This window comes from Burkholderia sp. AU39826 (genome assembly GCF_020419965.1).
Classification (GTDB): domain Bacteria; phylum Pseudomonadota; class Gammaproteobacteria; order Burkholderiales; family Burkholderiaceae; genus Burkholderia; species Burkholderia semiarida.
Genome location: NZ_JAIZQG010000001.1, coordinates 1 through 15,527, shown reverse-complemented (window position 1 = coordinate 15,527; position 15,527 = coordinate 1). Strand labels below are relative to the sequence as shown.

General features: G+C 63.0%; 14 protein-coding genes. 4 read left to right on the top strand and 10 right to left on the bottom strand.

The features are described 5' to 3' along the window. Positions 1–17: 17 nt before the first annotated feature. The 3 genes from LGM42_RS00070 to LGM42_RS00060 form a co-directional block, all read right to left on the bottom strand. The gene (locus LGM42_RS00070; RefSeq protein ID WP_059584733.1) at positions 18–608 is read right to left on the bottom strand and encodes a hypothetical protein; all 591 of its coding nucleotides are present in this window, start codon (positions 606–608) and stop codon (positions 18–20) included. Between the two features lie 111 nt (positions 609–719). Beyond that, on the bottom strand, positions 720–1,043 hold the full coding sequence (locus LGM42_RS00065) for a hypothetical protein (protein ID WP_059585110.1): 324 nt from the start codon (positions 1,041–1,043) through the stop codon (positions 720–722). Between the two features lie 1,877 nt (positions 1,044–2,920). Beyond that, positions 2,921–3,844 (bottom strand): AraC family transcriptional regulator, encoded by a 924-nt coding sequence (locus LGM42_RS00060; protein WP_059584731.1) that lies wholly within the window; start codon positions 3,842–3,844, stop codon positions 2,921–2,923. 180 nt (positions 3,845–4,024) lie between these two features. Here LGM42_RS00060 and LGM42_RS00055 point away from each other — a divergent pair, with 180 nt between their 5' ends. Further along, positions 4,025–4,486 carry a (2Fe-2S)-binding protein gene (locus tag LGM42_RS00055; protein ID WP_006480868.1) on the top strand — a complete coding sequence of 154 codons (462 nt, stop codon included), beginning with the start codon at positions 4,025–4,027 and terminating at the stop codon, positions 4,484–4,486. 2 nt (positions 4,487–4,488) lie between these two features. Then, a complete protein-coding gene (locus tag LGM42_RS00050; protein WP_226231229.1) occupies positions 4,489–6,699 on the top strand; it encodes a xanthine dehydrogenase family protein molybdopterin-binding subunit in 2,211 nt (736 codons plus the stop codon). A 406-nt stretch (positions 6,700–7,105) separates the two neighbouring features. Here LGM42_RS00050 and LGM42_RS00045 read toward each other — a convergent pair whose 3' ends face one another. The 4 genes from LGM42_RS00045 to LGM42_RS00030 form a co-directional block, all read right to left on the bottom strand. Continuing rightward, a complete protein-coding gene (locus LGM42_RS00045) occupies positions 7,106–7,798 on the bottom strand; it encodes an SDR family NAD(P)-dependent oxidoreductase (RefSeq protein ID WP_226231228.1) in 693 nt (230 codons plus the stop codon). Beyond that, the gene (locus LGM42_RS00040) at positions 7,795–8,247 is read right to left on the bottom strand and encodes a DOPA 4,5-dioxygenase family protein (RefSeq protein WP_226231227.1); all 453 of its coding nucleotides are present in this window, start codon (positions 8,245–8,247) and stop codon (positions 7,795–7,797) included. The genes LGM42_RS00045 and LGM42_RS00040 overlap by 4 nt, the downstream gene beginning before the upstream one ends. Positions 8,248–8,427: 180 nt before the next feature. Beyond that, positions 8,428–9,474 carry an aldo/keto reductase gene (locus LGM42_RS00035; RefSeq protein WP_226231226.1) on the bottom strand — a complete coding sequence of 349 codons (1,047 nt, stop codon included), beginning with the start codon at positions 9,472–9,474 and terminating at the stop codon, positions 8,428–8,430. Positions 9,475–9,566: 92 nt separating this feature from the next. Then, positions 9,567–10,319, bottom strand: coding sequence for an SDR family NAD(P)-dependent oxidoreductase (locus LGM42_RS00030; protein WP_226231225.1), 753 nt, complete (start codon positions 10,317–10,319; stop codon positions 9,567–9,569). Positions 10,320–10,484: 165 nt separating this feature from the next. Here LGM42_RS00030 and LGM42_RS00025 point away from each other — a divergent pair, with 165 nt between their 5' ends. Further along, positions 10,485–11,072: a TetR/AcrR family transcriptional regulator gene (locus LGM42_RS00025; RefSeq protein WP_226231224.1), complete on the top strand. Its 588-nt coding sequence runs from the start codon at positions 10,485–10,487 to the stop codon at positions 11,070–11,072. A 361-nt stretch (positions 11,073–11,433) separates the two neighbouring features. Here the strand turns inward: LGM42_RS00025 and LGM42_RS00020 are convergent, their stop codons facing one another. The 3 genes from LGM42_RS00020 to LGM42_RS00010 are packed head-to-tail and all read right to left on the bottom strand — an operon-like array spanning position 11,434 to position 14,253. Beyond that, complete coding sequence (locus LGM42_RS00020; RefSeq protein WP_226231223.1) at positions 11,434–12,429, bottom strand: NAD(P)H-quinone oxidoreductase; 996 nt, start codon at positions 12,427–12,429, stop codon at positions 11,434–11,436. Continuing rightward, entirely contained in the window at positions 12,426–12,803 is a 378-nt protein-coding gene (locus LGM42_RS00015) for a carboxymuconolactone decarboxylase family protein (protein WP_226231222.1), read from the bottom strand. The genes LGM42_RS00020 and LGM42_RS00015 overlap by 4 nt, the downstream gene beginning before the upstream one ends. 13 nt (positions 12,804–12,816) lie before the next feature. After that, positions 12,817–14,253: an NAD-dependent succinate-semialdehyde dehydrogenase gene (locus LGM42_RS00010; protein WP_226231221.1), complete on the bottom strand. Its 1,437-nt coding sequence runs from the start codon at positions 14,251–14,253 to the stop codon at positions 12,817–12,819. Between the two features lie 369 nt (positions 14,254–14,622). Between LGM42_RS00010 and LGM42_RS00005 the strand changes: the two genes are divergently transcribed. Then, positions 14,623–15,426 (top strand): LysR family transcriptional regulator, encoded by an 804-nt coding sequence (locus tag LGM42_RS00005; protein WP_226231220.1) that lies wholly within the window; start codon positions 14,623–14,625, stop codon positions 15,424–15,426. The last annotated feature ends 101 nt before the right edge of the window (positions 15,427–15,527 follow it).

Here is a 15,527-nt window from a genome sequence, read left to right as displayed (position 1 = left end):
TGGCCCCCCACACCTGACTAATGACTGCTCCCGGTCGCGCTCGAGTCGGCCTGGCTTCCGCCCGATGCGGACGGCGAACCGGCCGGACCGGTACTCCACGCGGTCGACGCGTTGGTGTGATTCGAGCCCGCGATCGCGCCCGACCCGCCCATGCCCGTCCACCCCGCGGCGCCGGCGTTGGCCATGCCGTGGTCGTTCGCGCCCGTGGCCGTGTAGTGGTTCGCGCCGAGTACGATCGTGGCGGTCACCCCGCCCGAAAGCGCATTCGCGTTCTCGTTCGTGCTGCCGTTTCCGGCGAACGAGCCGGCGGCACCGATACCGCCGCCTGCCGCGAACGCGCCCCCGTTCGTGCCCCAACCGCTGGCCGTCGAAGTCGAGTTGTGATACGCGGACGCCGTGCCGGCGGAGCCGGCCGGTGTCACGGTACTGCCTGCATTCGCGCCGGCCGTCGAAGTCGAATTGCTGGTATAGCTGCCGGAGCCGACCAGCACCGAACCGGAAACACCCGCCGCAACGGATTGCGTCTGGTTGGTCGTGGACGATCCGGCCGCCAATGCAGCGGACGAAATGACGGTAAGCGCGGTCGCTAAAATGACTTTGGCTTTCATAGCAATCCCTTGCCGTGAGGAAGTTCGACGGTGGCGGAGCCGAGCCTGCCCGCACGCGGCAAGGCCCGGCCTCCGCACCGCCAGCCAATGACGAACGCTACGCGTCGCGGCTTAGTGGTGATACGTCCAGCCGGTCGAGCCCGCGTTCGCACCGCTGCTGCCGCCTGCTTGTGCGCCGCCGAAGCCGAAGCCGCCGACCGTCGACGTTTGCGTGTGGTTCGTGTACGAGATCGAGCCGCTGCCGCCGTAGCCCGCCGTTGCACCGGCTGCGCCGAGTGCGGAGCCGGAATCGGTCGCGGTGAAGTGGCCGAACCCGGTGACCCCTGCCATCGTCTGGCCACCGCTCGTCGAAGTGGTGCTCGACACCGTGCCGCTGCCGGCAAACGCTGCACCCGAAACCACCAGAACTGCTGCTGCAATCAGAAGCTTCTTCATGGTCGACTCCATAACGGCGTGGAGAGAATGAGCATGGAAGATCGCACGCCATCGATCCTCCTGCCTCGAGCAATCCTCGAAAAATAAGGATTGCTATCAAATCGGGAAATCTTTATCGAATTGCAAACTTTCGCATTTATTTTTGGCCAACCGAAGTCTAGTTTTATGTTTTCAATTTTTCCAAAATTTATGCGTAGGTGTTTTCTATTATTTTTATGAGCATTGATACGCCATTGAAACACCCACGATTACATCAACCGGAACGACGCGCACATCCTTCCGGCTCGCGATTTTCAATACCTCATCCAAAAGCGACGCGCAAACCAGGCACCCGCTTTCCGAATTGAAAATTCGAGAATGTATTTAATACCGCAAAATGCAGCACCCGTTCCGCATATGCCCTTTAGCCGGGCGATAACGGGCCTGCATTGCAGCCAGACGACATGTCTGCTCCCTGAGCTGACGAAGAAAGACCTTCCGGATAATCCGGCCGACGCGCGTTCGATCTAGTCCGGCCGGCGCCGGCACGGGCCCGGCGCGATCGAAACGGCTCTGCACGGTTGAAGTGGAATCGGCGCGCTGTCCGGCACGAGCAGCCTGGCCCATCCGGGAACGCTCGATGAAGTCGAGCATCGCTGTCGCCGGGTTGCGGCGCGCAACGGCAACCGCTCCAGCACGCGGCGCGCGCGGAGGGCGCGAAATCGGCAAGGCGCGACCGGCGACGCTGGCACTGCGTCGCGAGCGCTACCCCGATCAATCGGACTACCCCTATGGTGCGCAAGAAACGCGCGGATCAAGCCACTGCTTATAGTGTTCATCGCCGCTTCCCCGACTGGCTTATGACGAACTGGCCGCCCCCACATCGTTGTTGCATCGTGTCGACCGCTCGCCGGTGCGTCCTGTGTCGCAAATCGCATGCCATGCGATATTCCACCGAGCATTGCGCGCCGAAAACAGCCGCCAGGCCTGATCATTTCGCCGGGAACGGCATTTTTTGTTTCACGAATGTATCGCGATAACGGGACGTTCGCGGCAGTGATCCTCGAACAATGCGACGCAATGCGCTGATTTGGCGGACGAATTCGGCGCGCCGAGGCACGCCGGACACCCCTGCGAACGGTTGTTTCATAGTTGAGAAGCGTTTCGCGACAGGGCCGCTGGTTCACGCGCTTGCGCCGGCAAACCGCGTGTTGCAGCATGCCGGCAAACCTTCCATGACGCAGGACAACGCGGATCCAGTCGCTCGATGCCCGACGCCGAATGGCCGCCGATACGGCCGGAACGCCGATTCACTCCGAAATGGGAAACGGATTTGATTCATCCGTGAAAATAGCCACACGATCATGCAGCGAGAATGCTGCCGTCCGGCGCGTTGCGGACGTAAAAATTTAAAAGGAAAAACATGCGATCCTGGCAAAAACGGGCGCATCATTTTTTCATTTCCATTCGATTCGCCTTTCATCCATGGCGCACCGACGAGTCATTCATTGAAGCGACATACTCGACCCACCATCCGCTTGATTCTCATCACTGAAACGTGCCGATTCAAAACGGCGCTCACGTCGCCAATCTCGCAACAGCCTGGTTTATCGCGCATCTCGTCGTATCGGACCGCATCGATCCTGCGACCGACACGGACGCGTCACTGCCCCCACCATGCACGCGCGAAACACGAACGTGCATACCGAACGGTCAATGCGCGGCAGCGGCCGCACGCCAATCGGCGTGTCAGTGAAAAGGCGATGAAGATCACCACCGATCGATGCTTGCGTCGTTCAGGCATCGACGGGGTCGTCAGTGAAACCGGAGCGCAGCGCCGGCATTCCGCCAGGCAACGGTCGACGCGAATCGATGAGCGGCAACGGGCCGGCCGCCCGTCAGCCGAGCAGTTCCTTCTTCCGCAGATGCACGACGTCGCGCATCGGCGGCGCGCCGAACAGCCGGCTATATTCGCGGCTGAACTGCGACGCGCTTTCGTAGCCGACGACGGCCGCCACCGACCCGACGTCGCCGCCCTGCCGCAGCAGCAGCCGCCGCGCCTCGTGCAGCCGCAGCTGCTTCTGGTACTGCAGCGGGCTCAGCGTCGTCACGTGCTTGAAATGATGGTGCAGCGACGACACGCTCATGTTGACCGCCTGCGCGAGCGACTCGACGCGCATCGGCTCCGCGAAGTGATCGCGGATCCATTCGATCGCACGCGCGATCCGGTGCGTCTGGCTGCCGGCGATCGCCATGTGCCGCAGCCGCGTGCCCTGCCCGCTCGTCATCAGCCGGTACAGCACTTCCTTCTCGATCAGCGGCGCGACGACCGCGATGTCGGCCGGCGTATCGAGCAGCCGCAGCAGTCTCAACGCCGCGTCGAGCAGCGGCGGCGTCAGCTCGGCGAGCGCGATTCCCTCGCCTTCCGGGCCGGCTTCGGGCTCGGGCAGCCGCATCTCGGCCGCGAGCTCGACGATGCGCTGCGGATCGAGCGTCAGCGACAGGCACAGGTACGGCGCCTCCGGCGTTGCACGCGTCACGCGCGACAGGATCGGCAAGTCGATCGACGTAATCAGGCAATTCTGGGTGTCGTATTCGTATGCCTGGCCTGCCACGATCACGCGCTTCGCGCCCTGCGCGGCGATTACCAGCGCGGCGCGCGACACGCCGCAGCCGAGGTCGACCGGCCGCGTGTGCCGATGCAGCATCAGGCCCGGCACGGCCGTCGAATGCGAGCCGTCGGCCGGCGCGAAGCGGCCGATCAGCGACGCCAGTTCGCGCCGGCCGGATTCGCGCGACGCGACGATATCGGTCATGTCCATGACGCATCCTCGAATGATTTCCCGTGTCGCGCGAGCATAGCGAAACGGCTCGCGTCGTGGCGGGGATTTGCAGGATTGTTCAATAAATTTGCAGGATTGGGTAGACGCAAAAAGCGGCTGCTCGCGCACACTCCCGGCTAACCTGCCCGTAAGGCGGGTTTTCCCCATGGAGACATAAAAATGCCTACCTCGTTTGTCCTGAACGGCAAGAACGTCACGCTCGACGCCGATCCGTCGATGCCCGTCCTCTGGGCGATTCGCGAACACGCGGGACTGACCGGCACGAAATTCGGCTGCGGCATGGCGCAGTGCGGCGCATGCACGGTGCATCTCGAAGGCCAGGCCGTCCGCTCGTGCGTGCTGCCGCTCGCCGGCATCGCGGGCAAGCACGTCACGACGATCGAAGGCCTGCAAAGCAAGCCCGCGCAGGCCGTGCAGGCCGCGTGGGTCAAGCTCCAGGTGCCGCAGTGCGGCTATTGCCAGTCCGGCCAGATCATGTCGGCCACCGCGTTGCTCGAACAGAACCCGAAGCCGACCGACGCGGACATCGACGCCGCGATGAACGGCAACCTCTGCCGCTGTGCGACCTACGCCCGCATCCGGGCCGCGATCCACGACGCGGCCGCGACGCTGGGAGCCTGACCATGACGATCGAACTCGACAATACCGGTTCGGTGCGCCCGTCGCGCCGCACGTTCCTGAAAGCCGCGGGGGCAACCGCCGCCGTCAGCCTGACGATCGGCTTCGACTGGGCCGGCCTCGGCCGCCGCGCGCTCGCCGCCACCGCCCCCGCCGGCGAATTCGCGCCGAACGCATTCCTGCGCATCACGCCCGACGGCGCCGTCACGGTGATCGCGAAGCACGTCGAAATGGGCCAGGGCGCGTATACGGGCATCGCGACGATCGTCGCCGAGGAGCTCGACGCCGACTGGTCGAGCGTGCGCGTCGAAAGCGCGCCGGCCGATGCGAAGCGCTATGCGAATCTCGCGTTCGGCACGATGCAGGGCACGGGCGGCAGCTCGGCCATGGCCAACTCGTGGCAGCAATTGCGCGAAGCGGGCGGCAAGGCGCGCGCGATGCTCGTGTCGGCCGCGGCGGCCCGCTGGAAGGTGCCGGCCGGCGAGCTGACCACCGCCAACGGCGTCGTCACGCACGCGAAGAGCGGCAAGACGGCCACGTACGGCGCGCTCGTCGCCGATGCGTCGAAGCTGCCCGTGCCCGAGAAGGTCACGCTGAAGCAGCCGGCCGATTTCAAGCTGATCGGGCATCGCATTCCGCGCGTCGACGGGTCGGCCAAATCGAACGGCACCGCGCAATTCACGCTCGACACGACGTTCCCCGGCATGCGCGTCGCGCTGCTGCAGCGGCCGCCGCGCTTCGGCGCGACGGTGAAATCGTTCGACGCGACGGCCGCGAAGGCCGTGCCGGGCGTCGTCTCGGTCGTGCAGGTGCCGGGCGGCGTCGCGGTCGTCGCGACGGGCTTCTGGGCCGCGAAACAGGGCCGCGACGCGCTGAAGGTCGACTGGGACGAAACGAAGGCGGAAAAGCGCGGCTCGGACGAGATCATGCGCGAATACCGGCAACTCGCGGAGAAGCCGGGCGCGTCCGCGCGCAAGGACGGCGATGCCGATGCGGCGATCGCCGGCGCGGCGCGCAAGATCAGCGCGACGTACGAATTCCCGTATCTCGCGCATGCGCCGATGGAGCCGCTCGATGCGGTCGTCAAGCTGACGGCGAACAGTTGCGAGATCTGGGCCGGCGACCAGTTCCAGACGGTCGACCAGGGCAACGCGGCCAAGGTCGCCGGACTGAAGCCCGAGCAGGTGAAGATCCACACGCTGTATGCGGGCGGCAGCTTCGGCCGGCGCGCGAACGCGTGGTCGGATTACGTGGTCGAGGCCGTGTCGATCGCGAAGGCGCTTGGCGCGGATGGCAAGCCCGTCAAGCTGCAATGGACGCGCGAGGACGACATCCAGGGCGGCTTCTACCGGCCGATGTACTTCCACAAGCTCGACGCGGGCCTGACCGCGGACGGCCGGCTGGTGGGCTGGCGTCACCGGATCGTCGGCCAGTCGATCCTCGCCGGCACGCCGTTCGAGGCGTTCATGGTCAAGAACGGGATCGATGCGACGTCGGTCGAGGGCGCGGCGAACCTGCCGTATGCGGTGCCGAACGTGTCGGTCGAACTCACCACCGCGAAGACGGGCGTGCCCGTGCTGTGGTGGCGCGTGGTCGGCAGCTCGCACACGGCCTACGCGGTCGAGGCGTTCATCGACGAAGCCGCGCACGCGGCCGGCAAGGACCCGTACGCGTTCCGCCGCGACCTGCTCGCGAAGGAGCCGCGCATGCGCGCGGTGCTGGAGCTGGCCGCGCAGAAGGCCGGGTGGGATCCGGCCAAGCCGCTGCCGAAGGGGCGCGGGCGCGGGATCGCGGTGGCCGAGGCGTTCAAGAGCTATGTCGCGCAGGTAGCCGAGGTGTCGGTCGACGCGGACGGCAAAGTGAAGGTCGAGCGCGTGGTGTGCGCGGTCGACTGCGGAATCGCGATCAATCCCGACATCGTCGCCGCGCAGATGGAGGGCGGCATCGGGTTCGGACTCGGCGCGGCGATGCACAGCGCGATCACGCTGAAGGACGGGCAGGTCGAGCAGCGCAACTTCGACGGCTACCACGTGCTGCGGATGGCCGAGATGCCGAAGGTCGAGGTGCATATCGTGCCGTCGGCGGAGGCGCCGACCGGGGTCGGGGAGCCGGGCGTCGCGCCGGTCGGGCCGGCCGTCGCGAACGCGATCTTCGCGGCGACGGGCAAGCGGCATTACGTGCTGCCGTTCGATTCGGCGGATAGCGCGAAGGCTTGATGTGCGGGGACGCCGGCCGCGGGGCGAGGATGTTCCGTAGCCGGCGTTTTCAACGCATCGCGAGAACACAGGCTTGTCCGAGCTAAAGCCGCATGATCTGGGGCGGCCCAGCGTCGCTCTCTTGTACAAGTCTGGACTAGATCAAACAGACAGCGTCAGTTCATCTGACTCAGTTCGGCCAGAAGTTGTCGTTCGTGCTTTGATGTTGGAGGACTGCAACCGGCGAGTAACCGGCCATTCGATTGCCGGAACAAATCGCTGCAGTCCCCTGGCTTGTACGGGCCGGTGCTCAATGGTCGATAGCTCCCAAGGGAGTCAAGAATTTGCGCGGCGGCCCCCTTCGCTGTCGTGATAAATGCCAACGCTCACGAAAGTTCATATTGCCAAGTCCAATGTGACTCCACGGTCAAAAGCTCTCTACCCAAGGCCGCACCTCGATTTCCCACGACCATGCACTGCGGTGTTGGCGCAAGAGATCGATATAGCATCGAGCAATGGCGTCTGGATCAAGCGTGCGGTCTGATGGGTCCATGCGGCCGCTCGCCCGCACACTACCGTCCACGATTACGTGGGCGACGTGGATTCCTTGAGGCGCAAGTTCACGGGCAGCGCTCTGGGCCAGTCCCCGCAGGGCAAACTTACCCATCGCAAAAGGCGCGGAACGGGCAAATCCTTTGATGCCGGCGGTCGCGCCGGTCAACAGCACCGCGCCTCTTCCAGCGGGAACCATGTGCTTCGCAGCTTGCTGTATCGCGTAAAACGCGCCCAATGCGGTGACGGACAGTGCATGCTCGACATGAACCGGATCGAGCTCAGCGATAGGACCGCGGACGACGCTACTGGCGTTATAGATGACGATCTCGGGCGGCCCGATTCGCTCCACCGTCTCTTCGAAGAGGCGCGCGACCTGCGCGGCTTCTGATGCATCGACCTGCAGCGCGACGGCTCCCGTCTCGCTCACCAGCGGCTCCAATCTATCGGGGTTTCGTGAGGCGATAATGACGGGAAGGCCCGCGGAACGCAGCGCCCGCGTGAGGGCTGCGCTAATGCCAAAGCCAGCGCCGATGATGAGCGCATTGCCGTACGGAATATCACTCATGGATTCACCGTTGGTCGAGTGTTGGTGACGAGATCCGTCTCCGGTCCTTCATCGAGAGGGAGCAGCTGCCGGTTGAGGATGTCGAGCACTTCACCCATCCAGACCGGATGGTCGAGGTGGTCCGCGAGTGGATGGCCGGTATTGGGATGAACGAGTACCGTCAGTCCACGACGATTTACCATGAGCCAAGGCAGGAAACTACCGAATTCATGTCGGGAAAAGGCGACCTGATACATCGGCTTCGCATGAGGGCCAATCGGTCGATCGTGCCAGGGACCGAGAACGACCGCAAAGCGTTGCGCGATCTGTTCCCGCAAGACTTCGGCGACACGTCGTTGCTCCGGGCCGTCAAAGTAAATATGCGCGTGATAGCTGCGTATCGTTTCGAGCGGCTGTACTTTCAAGTGTTCCTGCGAGTCCTCCGGCGTCACTACATCGGCTTCAAGCATTGGCATCTCCTTCGTTTGCACTCCCGCGCCGCGTTGGCCGCGTCGAGCAGCGCGTGAGGCACCGTTCGCGCGTCTCGCGCCGAAGCATTTGCATCATTTCGGGTAGCTGAATTGCGGCAAAAAACCTATACATGGCGTCTCGTGGACGCCATGTTTGCGACCTGCTATTGAAACAATGCCTCAGGCGACTGGCACTGCAGGCGAATCGAACTCGTCGGCCTTGCCGCCCGTATAGCCCTGGCGGGTTTGGGGTGCGTCGATCACCGTGTACGGAAAGATGGGAGGAATCGCGCTCGCGATGTCGAGGCGGCCGATCTGCTCTGCCGAAAGGGTGACCCGGATAGCGGCCAGATTGCTCTGGAGCTGCGCCAACGTGCGCGGCCCGATGATAGGCTGCACGCCCTTTCCTGCAACCCACGCGATGGCGATTTCTCCGGGAGTCACGCCCGCTTCGTCTGCAACGGCAATCAACGCGTCGAGGACCGCCGTACGTTGCGGTGTGTTCTCGGGCTGGAACACGTTGCCGCCAAAACCTTCCCGCCTCCCGGTTTCACCATTGCGGTACTTCCCGGTGAGCATGCCGCCGCCCAACGGTGACCAGCCGACGACCCCCAGCCCCAATGCCTTGCCGGCCGGAAGAAGCTCATGCTCGCTGCTACGTTCCACAAGGCTGTATTCCAACTGGAGACCCGCGACAGGTACCGTACCGCGCAATTCGGCGATGGTCGCCGCGCGAGCCACCCGCCAGGCGGGGAAATCGGACAGACCCGCGTACAGGATTTTGCCGGCACGTACGAGATCGTCGAATCCTCTCATGAGTTCTTCAAGCGGCGTCACACCATCGGACATGTGCGCCCACAAAAGGTCGATACGGTCGGTCTTGAGTCGCTTCAAGCTGGCCTCCACGGACGCCACCATGGCTTTGCGGCTATTGCCCGTCGTGAGAATGCCGTCCTGAGGCGTGGCGCGATAAGTGAATTTCGACGCCAGCACAAATTCGTTCCGGTGACCATCGAGCAGTTCGCCGAGAATTTCCTCGGACTCGCCGAACTGATATCCGTTGGCGGTATCGATGAAATTGCCCCCGGCCTCCGCGTAGGCTTCAAAGATGCGACGCGCCTCCGCCGGCTCTGCACCATGGCCCCAGCGCGTCCCGAAATTCCCCGCACCGAGTACCAGTTCGGAGACTCGCAGACCCGTATGTTGTCCAAACAGTTTGTATCGCATGAACGTTGCTCCTGAACGATGCTGGAATGCCGAAGTCGGAACCACCGTGCAATCGCGGCAAACCGGGCTTCGGCGAAGTTTCCGCAATTGGATTAAATCTGGCTGGCACCGCCGTCTACGGGCAAGTCGACGCCGTTGATGTACGCGGCTTCGTCGGAGGCCAGAAACAACGCGGCAGCGGCAACGTCATCGGGATGCGCAATGCGGCCCAGCGGATTTTGCGATGCCACATGCGCCTTCATTCCGGAAGCCGCGTTCGGATCGCCCACCAGGCCGTCGATGGCGGGCGTATCGACCATACCGGGGCTGATGACGTTGACGCGAATTTTCCGAGCCTTCAGATCCAGGAGCCAACCGCGCGCCAGTTGCCGGACCGCCGCCTTCGTCGCGCTGTACACGCTGAATGCTTCCATCCCCCTATAGCCGGCTGTCGACGAAGTGAGAATGATCGAGGCGCCTTCGGAAAGCAGAGGAACCGCGTACTTGACGGTGAACACGACGCCCTTCAGGTTTGTATCGACGATGCTGTCGTAATGCGCTTCAGTGATCGCCGAGAGCGGCACAAAGGCTGCAATGCCGGCATTCGCGAACAACACGTCCAGCTTGCCGCTCGTCTCGCGAATCGTGGCGTAGACCCGCTCGAGATCGGCAGCGACACTGGAGTCGGCCCGGATAGCCGTAACCTTGCCGGCGATTGAGTCAACGGCCGCGTCAAGCGCCTCCTGTTTGCGTCCGGTGATGTAGACGGTTGCGCCTTCCGCAGCGAAACGGCTTGCCGCGGCGAGGCCGATACCCGAACTGCCGCCCGTCACCAAGGCCACCTTTCCATTCAAACGACTTGTCATTTCACTCTCTCTAAACGTTAGGTTTGCGTTTACTTTTGTACCGCTCGGTAAGTATCTGCGGATGGACAACGCTTCGTCAAGGACTTAATATACCGATCGGTAAAAATATTGATTGGTGCACGGATGGCAATCGGCAGGCCACGGGCGTTCGACCCGGACAAGGCGTTGGACCAAGCCCTGATTCTCTTCTGGGAGAAGGGCTATGAGGGGACGTCACTGACGGATCTGACTGAGGCGATCGGCGTCAATAAGCCGAGTCTTTATGCCGTGTTTGGAGGAAAGGAACAGCTTTTCTTCAAAGCCCTCGCCCGCTACCAGGAGCGGCTCGGCTCCTTCGCGGCCCCCTCATTGGCGCTGCCATCGGCGCGTAGCGGAATAGAAGGGTTCCTGCGCGCCCTGGCGACGTTTCAGAGCGCAAAAGGCACACCTCGGGGCTGCTTGTTGGTGCAGGGAGCCCTTACCGGAAGCGAGGATTCACGACGAGTGGCTCAGGTTCTGTGCGAAGTGCGTGAGTCGGGCGTTGAGATGATCCGGAAGTGTCTGGAGGATGCCCTTAAGCGCGGGGAGCTGCCGCCAGACACCGACATCGGCGCCTTGGCGCGTTTCTTCGGCACTGTTTCGCAAGGTATCTCCGTTCAGGCGGCGAGCGGCGTGCCGACCAACGAGTTACACCAGACAATCAGCATTGCGATGCGGAGCTGGCCTGAGACTCGGCCTTCCACGGCAGAAGGAACCGGCAAGCAATTGGTTTGAGTTGGGGAAACGTTCAGCCCGACCGTAGGCGCTGGTTAGCTCAAGCGCGTCCGTCGCCATGTGTAACCGCAGACGGTTGAACAATGGTCGTTCGGTGTCCGCTGTTGACTGGCTGTTCAGGGTCGGCTAGCGCCCGTCGCTCAGCGAGCAAACTCGCCCCAATATTTCTGAAAGAAAATTGTCATGAAATCGTTCGCCAACGGTCTGTCGAGGGCAACGGAGCGTCGAGGCGTGGCCGGCTGTCGTTCGCTTGCCGGCCAGGAGCGGCCGCTCGTGCAAGTTGGCCGAGTGACCGCTTCCGTCCGCTTAACTGCCATCAGCTAGCTTTGTGCATAGGCATGCGACGTGAATATGCCTTACTTCAGCTGTCTTCGTTCATTGTCAGGATGATCTTTCCGACGTTCACAGCCGACTCCATCCGCTGATGGGCAGCCGCGGCATTGGCGAGAGGAAACACGCTGTCGACGACTGGCTCCAGACCCGCTCCTCCCGCAAAGCGGTCCAGCCAATGTTCGCGAAACCGCCGAACCATCGCATGTTTCTCGTGCTGGTCGCGCGATTTCATCACCGTGCCGATGATTTGCAGATGACGGTACAGGATCTGTTCGAGGCTCACGCTCACGTCACCGCCGCCGCCGAGTATCCCAACCTGCACCAGCCGGCCACCGTTTGCCAATGACGCGACATTCCGAGGAAAATACGGCGCGCCCACGAAGTCGATGACGACGTCGACACCGCGTTTGCCTGTGCTGCTTGCGACGACTTCCGAAAAATCCTGCGTCTTGTAGTCGATCGCATGGTCCACGCCAAGTTGAACGATCCGTTCCAGCTTCGAAGCCTCGGCGGTCGCGAAGATCGTCGCGCCGGTTGCGTAGGCCAGCTGGACGGCCGCGGAACCTACCCCGCCCGCCGCGGCGTGAATCAGCACCGAATCGCCACGCTGCAAGCGGCCAAGATGCAGCAACGCCTCGTGCGCCGTGACGAAGACTTCCGGTATTGCCGCCGCATGCACGTAATCGATCGTTGCCGGAATGGGCATAGCCATTCTCCAGTCAATGCGCGCCAGTTCTGCGTAGGCCCCGCCGCCCACGACGCCCATTACACGATCACCGACCTTGTAACCCTGCACAGATGGCCCGGTCTCGATCACCTCGCCGGCGATTTCGAGCCCCATGATCGTCGAGTCGCCGAAGTTCGGCCGGCCGTATCCACCTCGGCGATGCGTGAGGTCTGCGCGATTCACACCTGCGGCATGGACGCGTACCAGCAGATCGTCAGGGCGCACCTCGGGTGCCTGAACCTCGGCGAGTTGGAGAACCTCGGCCTCGCCGAATTCGTTGAATGTGATGGCTTTCATTTCAAACCTTCCTGTGTCGTCGATGAATGGCCGGCGAAATCGTCGGGCCGAGCTTGTTCGCCAAGCGTTGTCTGCGCCGTGGCGGATGCGGAGATTGCCGCGGGAAATCCGGCATAGAACGCGAGGTGAGTAATTGCCGCGGAGAGCTCTTCGCGGGTTACGCCGTTCGTCAACGCGCGGCGCAGGTGCGCCGGCAACTCGTCGAGATGGCCGCCTGCGATCAGCGCCGCGACGGTCACGAGGCTGCGGTCGCGCAGCGAAAGTGCCGGGTCGTTCCAGATGCGCGGGTAGAGCGTGTCGTCGACGAATGCCGAGAGCGTCGGCGTGAATGCACGCGCGGCTTCCCGCGGGCTGCTGAAATCTGCGTGAGACATGTCGATGCTCCTCTTAAGCCTGGCTGATGAATTTGCGCGTCAGGTAATACTCGATGCCCTCGGCTCCCCCTTCCGAACCATGGCCGCTTTCCTTCATGCCGCCAAACGGCAGTTCGGTCGAGACGATGCGGTACTGGTTGATGCCGATCATGCCTGCTTCGAGACCGTCCGCGACATCGATGGCCGTACGCGCATTGCTCGTGAACGCATAGGCGGAGAGTCCGTACGGCAACCGGTTCGCTTCGGCGAGTCCGTCGGCTATCGCATCGAAGCGCATCAGCACCGCGATCGGGCCGAACGGTTCTTCGTGCATCACACGCGCGTCCGTCGGGACGTCGGCCAGCACCGTGGGCTCGAAGAAGTATCCTTCACCCGCGATGCGCTTTCCGCCCGCAAGGACCGTTGCGCCACGTTCCACCGCATCGGCGATAAGTTCTTCCATCTTGGCAAGCTGGCGCGGGTTTGCCAGCGGCCCGACCTGAGTGCCCGCATCCATGCCGTTCCCGACCTTGAGGGCCGTGGCGGCACGCACGAAGTGATCGACGAACTCGTCGTAGACCTCGCGCTGGATCAGGAAGCGCGTCGACGAGATGCAGATTTGGCCCGTACCGCGAAAACGATTTGCCGCGCCTTCGACCGCGGCCTTTTCGACATCCGCATCGTTGAATACGAGGACGGGCCCGTGGCCGCCCAGCTCCAGCGTGATGGGTTTGACGCCTTCGGCTGCACGCGCCGACAGCAGGCGACCGATCGGCACCGAGCCCGTGAACGTCACCTTCCGGATGACCGGGGAAGCGATCAGGTGCTTCGACACCTCGTCGGGCACGCCAAACACGACTTGAAGCACGCCCTTGGGCAACCCTGCGTCGTCCAGTGCGCGCGCCAACGCGAGCGCCGTTGCAGGGCTTTCCTCGCCGGGTTTGATGACGACGCTACACCCGGCGGCAAGTGCGGCGGAAAGCTTGCGCGCCGGGGTGATCGCAGGAAAATTCCACGGTGTGAATGCGGCGACGGGCCCGATCGCCTGTTTCTTCACGAGCTGTTGCACACCCGGGCGGTTGGACGGCACCACGCGGCCGTCGATACGGCGCGCCTCTTCGGCGAACCATTCGAAGTAGTCGGCGGCACGCAGGACCTCGTCGCGACTTTCCGCCAGCGGTTTCCCTTCCTCGAGCGTCATGACCGTCGCGATGTGCCCGGCGCGCTCGCGCATCAGTTCCGCCCCGCGTTTCAGAATACGCGCGCGTTCGGCCGGCACGGTGTTGCGCCAGACGTCGAACGCCCGTGCAGCGGCCTGCAGAGCGCGATCCAGATCGGCTGCCGTCGCGAGCGGGACGCGGCCGATCTCGATTTGCGTGGCGGGGTTGATCACCGGCGCCGTTTCGCGTTCGCTTGCGCCGATCCATTCGCCATTGATGAAAAGATGAAGTGCGTCGTAAGTGATGTCCATGATAGTAAACTTTATGGTTAGGATTGCGATTTAATATGTGTTCGCCGCGATCCCGGATGGGGACTGCGCCTTGTCGGGATGATCCGACGTGTCGGGCCGGGCTCGGGTTCTAAACGTCCGTGTTCTGACTGCCTGACTTCGGGACCAAGTCTAGGCGTGAAGCGGCCGGCAACTTAGAGGGACCGGAAAGAATGAATCTTGTCTCCGGAGAGAAAATCCCCCATCGACATGAAGGAATATTGAAAGGATGCGCAAAAACGACACGAAGTCTCGCGCTGACTGCAGGAAACAGGCGGTGGCCCTATGATCACTGGCTCGCGCGGGCCGAAACGCTGCGATTCGACGAAAAATTCAAAGCAAGGGTGCGTAATGGACAAGGTTCACACCATGTCGGTGTTTGCGAAAGTGGTCGAGATGGGCAGTTTCACGGCGGTCGCGAACCACCTCGATACGACTGTCGGTAACATTTCCCGAGCGGTTTCGGTACTCGAAGACAATCTCAACACACGTTTGCTGCAGCGCTCGACGCGGCGGCTCGTGGTCACCGATGCGGGGCGACGTTTTTACGAGCGCAGCGTCGCGATCCTCTCGGACATCGAACGGGCGGAAGCAGAAGCCCGCGATGCGTTGCTTGAGCCGCGCGGTGTATTGCGCGTGCATGCGGTGCCGGGATTAGGCCGCCAACTCGTTTCGCAAGCCGTGCTGGCCTATCGAAGCGCATACCCGGAAGTGTCGGTCGATCTCATGCTGTCGCAGCGGATGCCGAACCTGCTCGAAGAGCAGCTCGACGTCGCGATCGTGATTGCGCGCACGCTGCCGGACTCCGCGTATGTGAGCCAGAAGATCGGCGCTAGCCATTGCATTTTGGCGGCATCGCCCGAATACCTAGCACGGCATCCGGCCCCCGAATGTGTGGAAGATCTCGCGGATCACACATGTGTGCTCCTCAGTACGGTCGATTACGCACCCGACGAGTGGCATCTGCAAGGCGGGGCCGGCGACGCGGTGCATCGCCCGACGGGATCTCACTTCAGCGTCAACGACATGGACGCGATGTCCACAGTACTGAAGGAAGGCGCGGGAATCGGGCTCATCGCCGCCTTCTCGGCAATCGACGATTTGCGAAAAGGATCGCTCGTTCGCGTCCGAGCCTATCCGAACCTTTGTGTGTGAGGCATAAACTGATGGCCAAGGAGCCACGTTATGCCACGCAAACGTAAGGAAGAAGCGACCGTAGAACCGGGCAAGGGCTTGAACCTGGACCCGGAACTGAT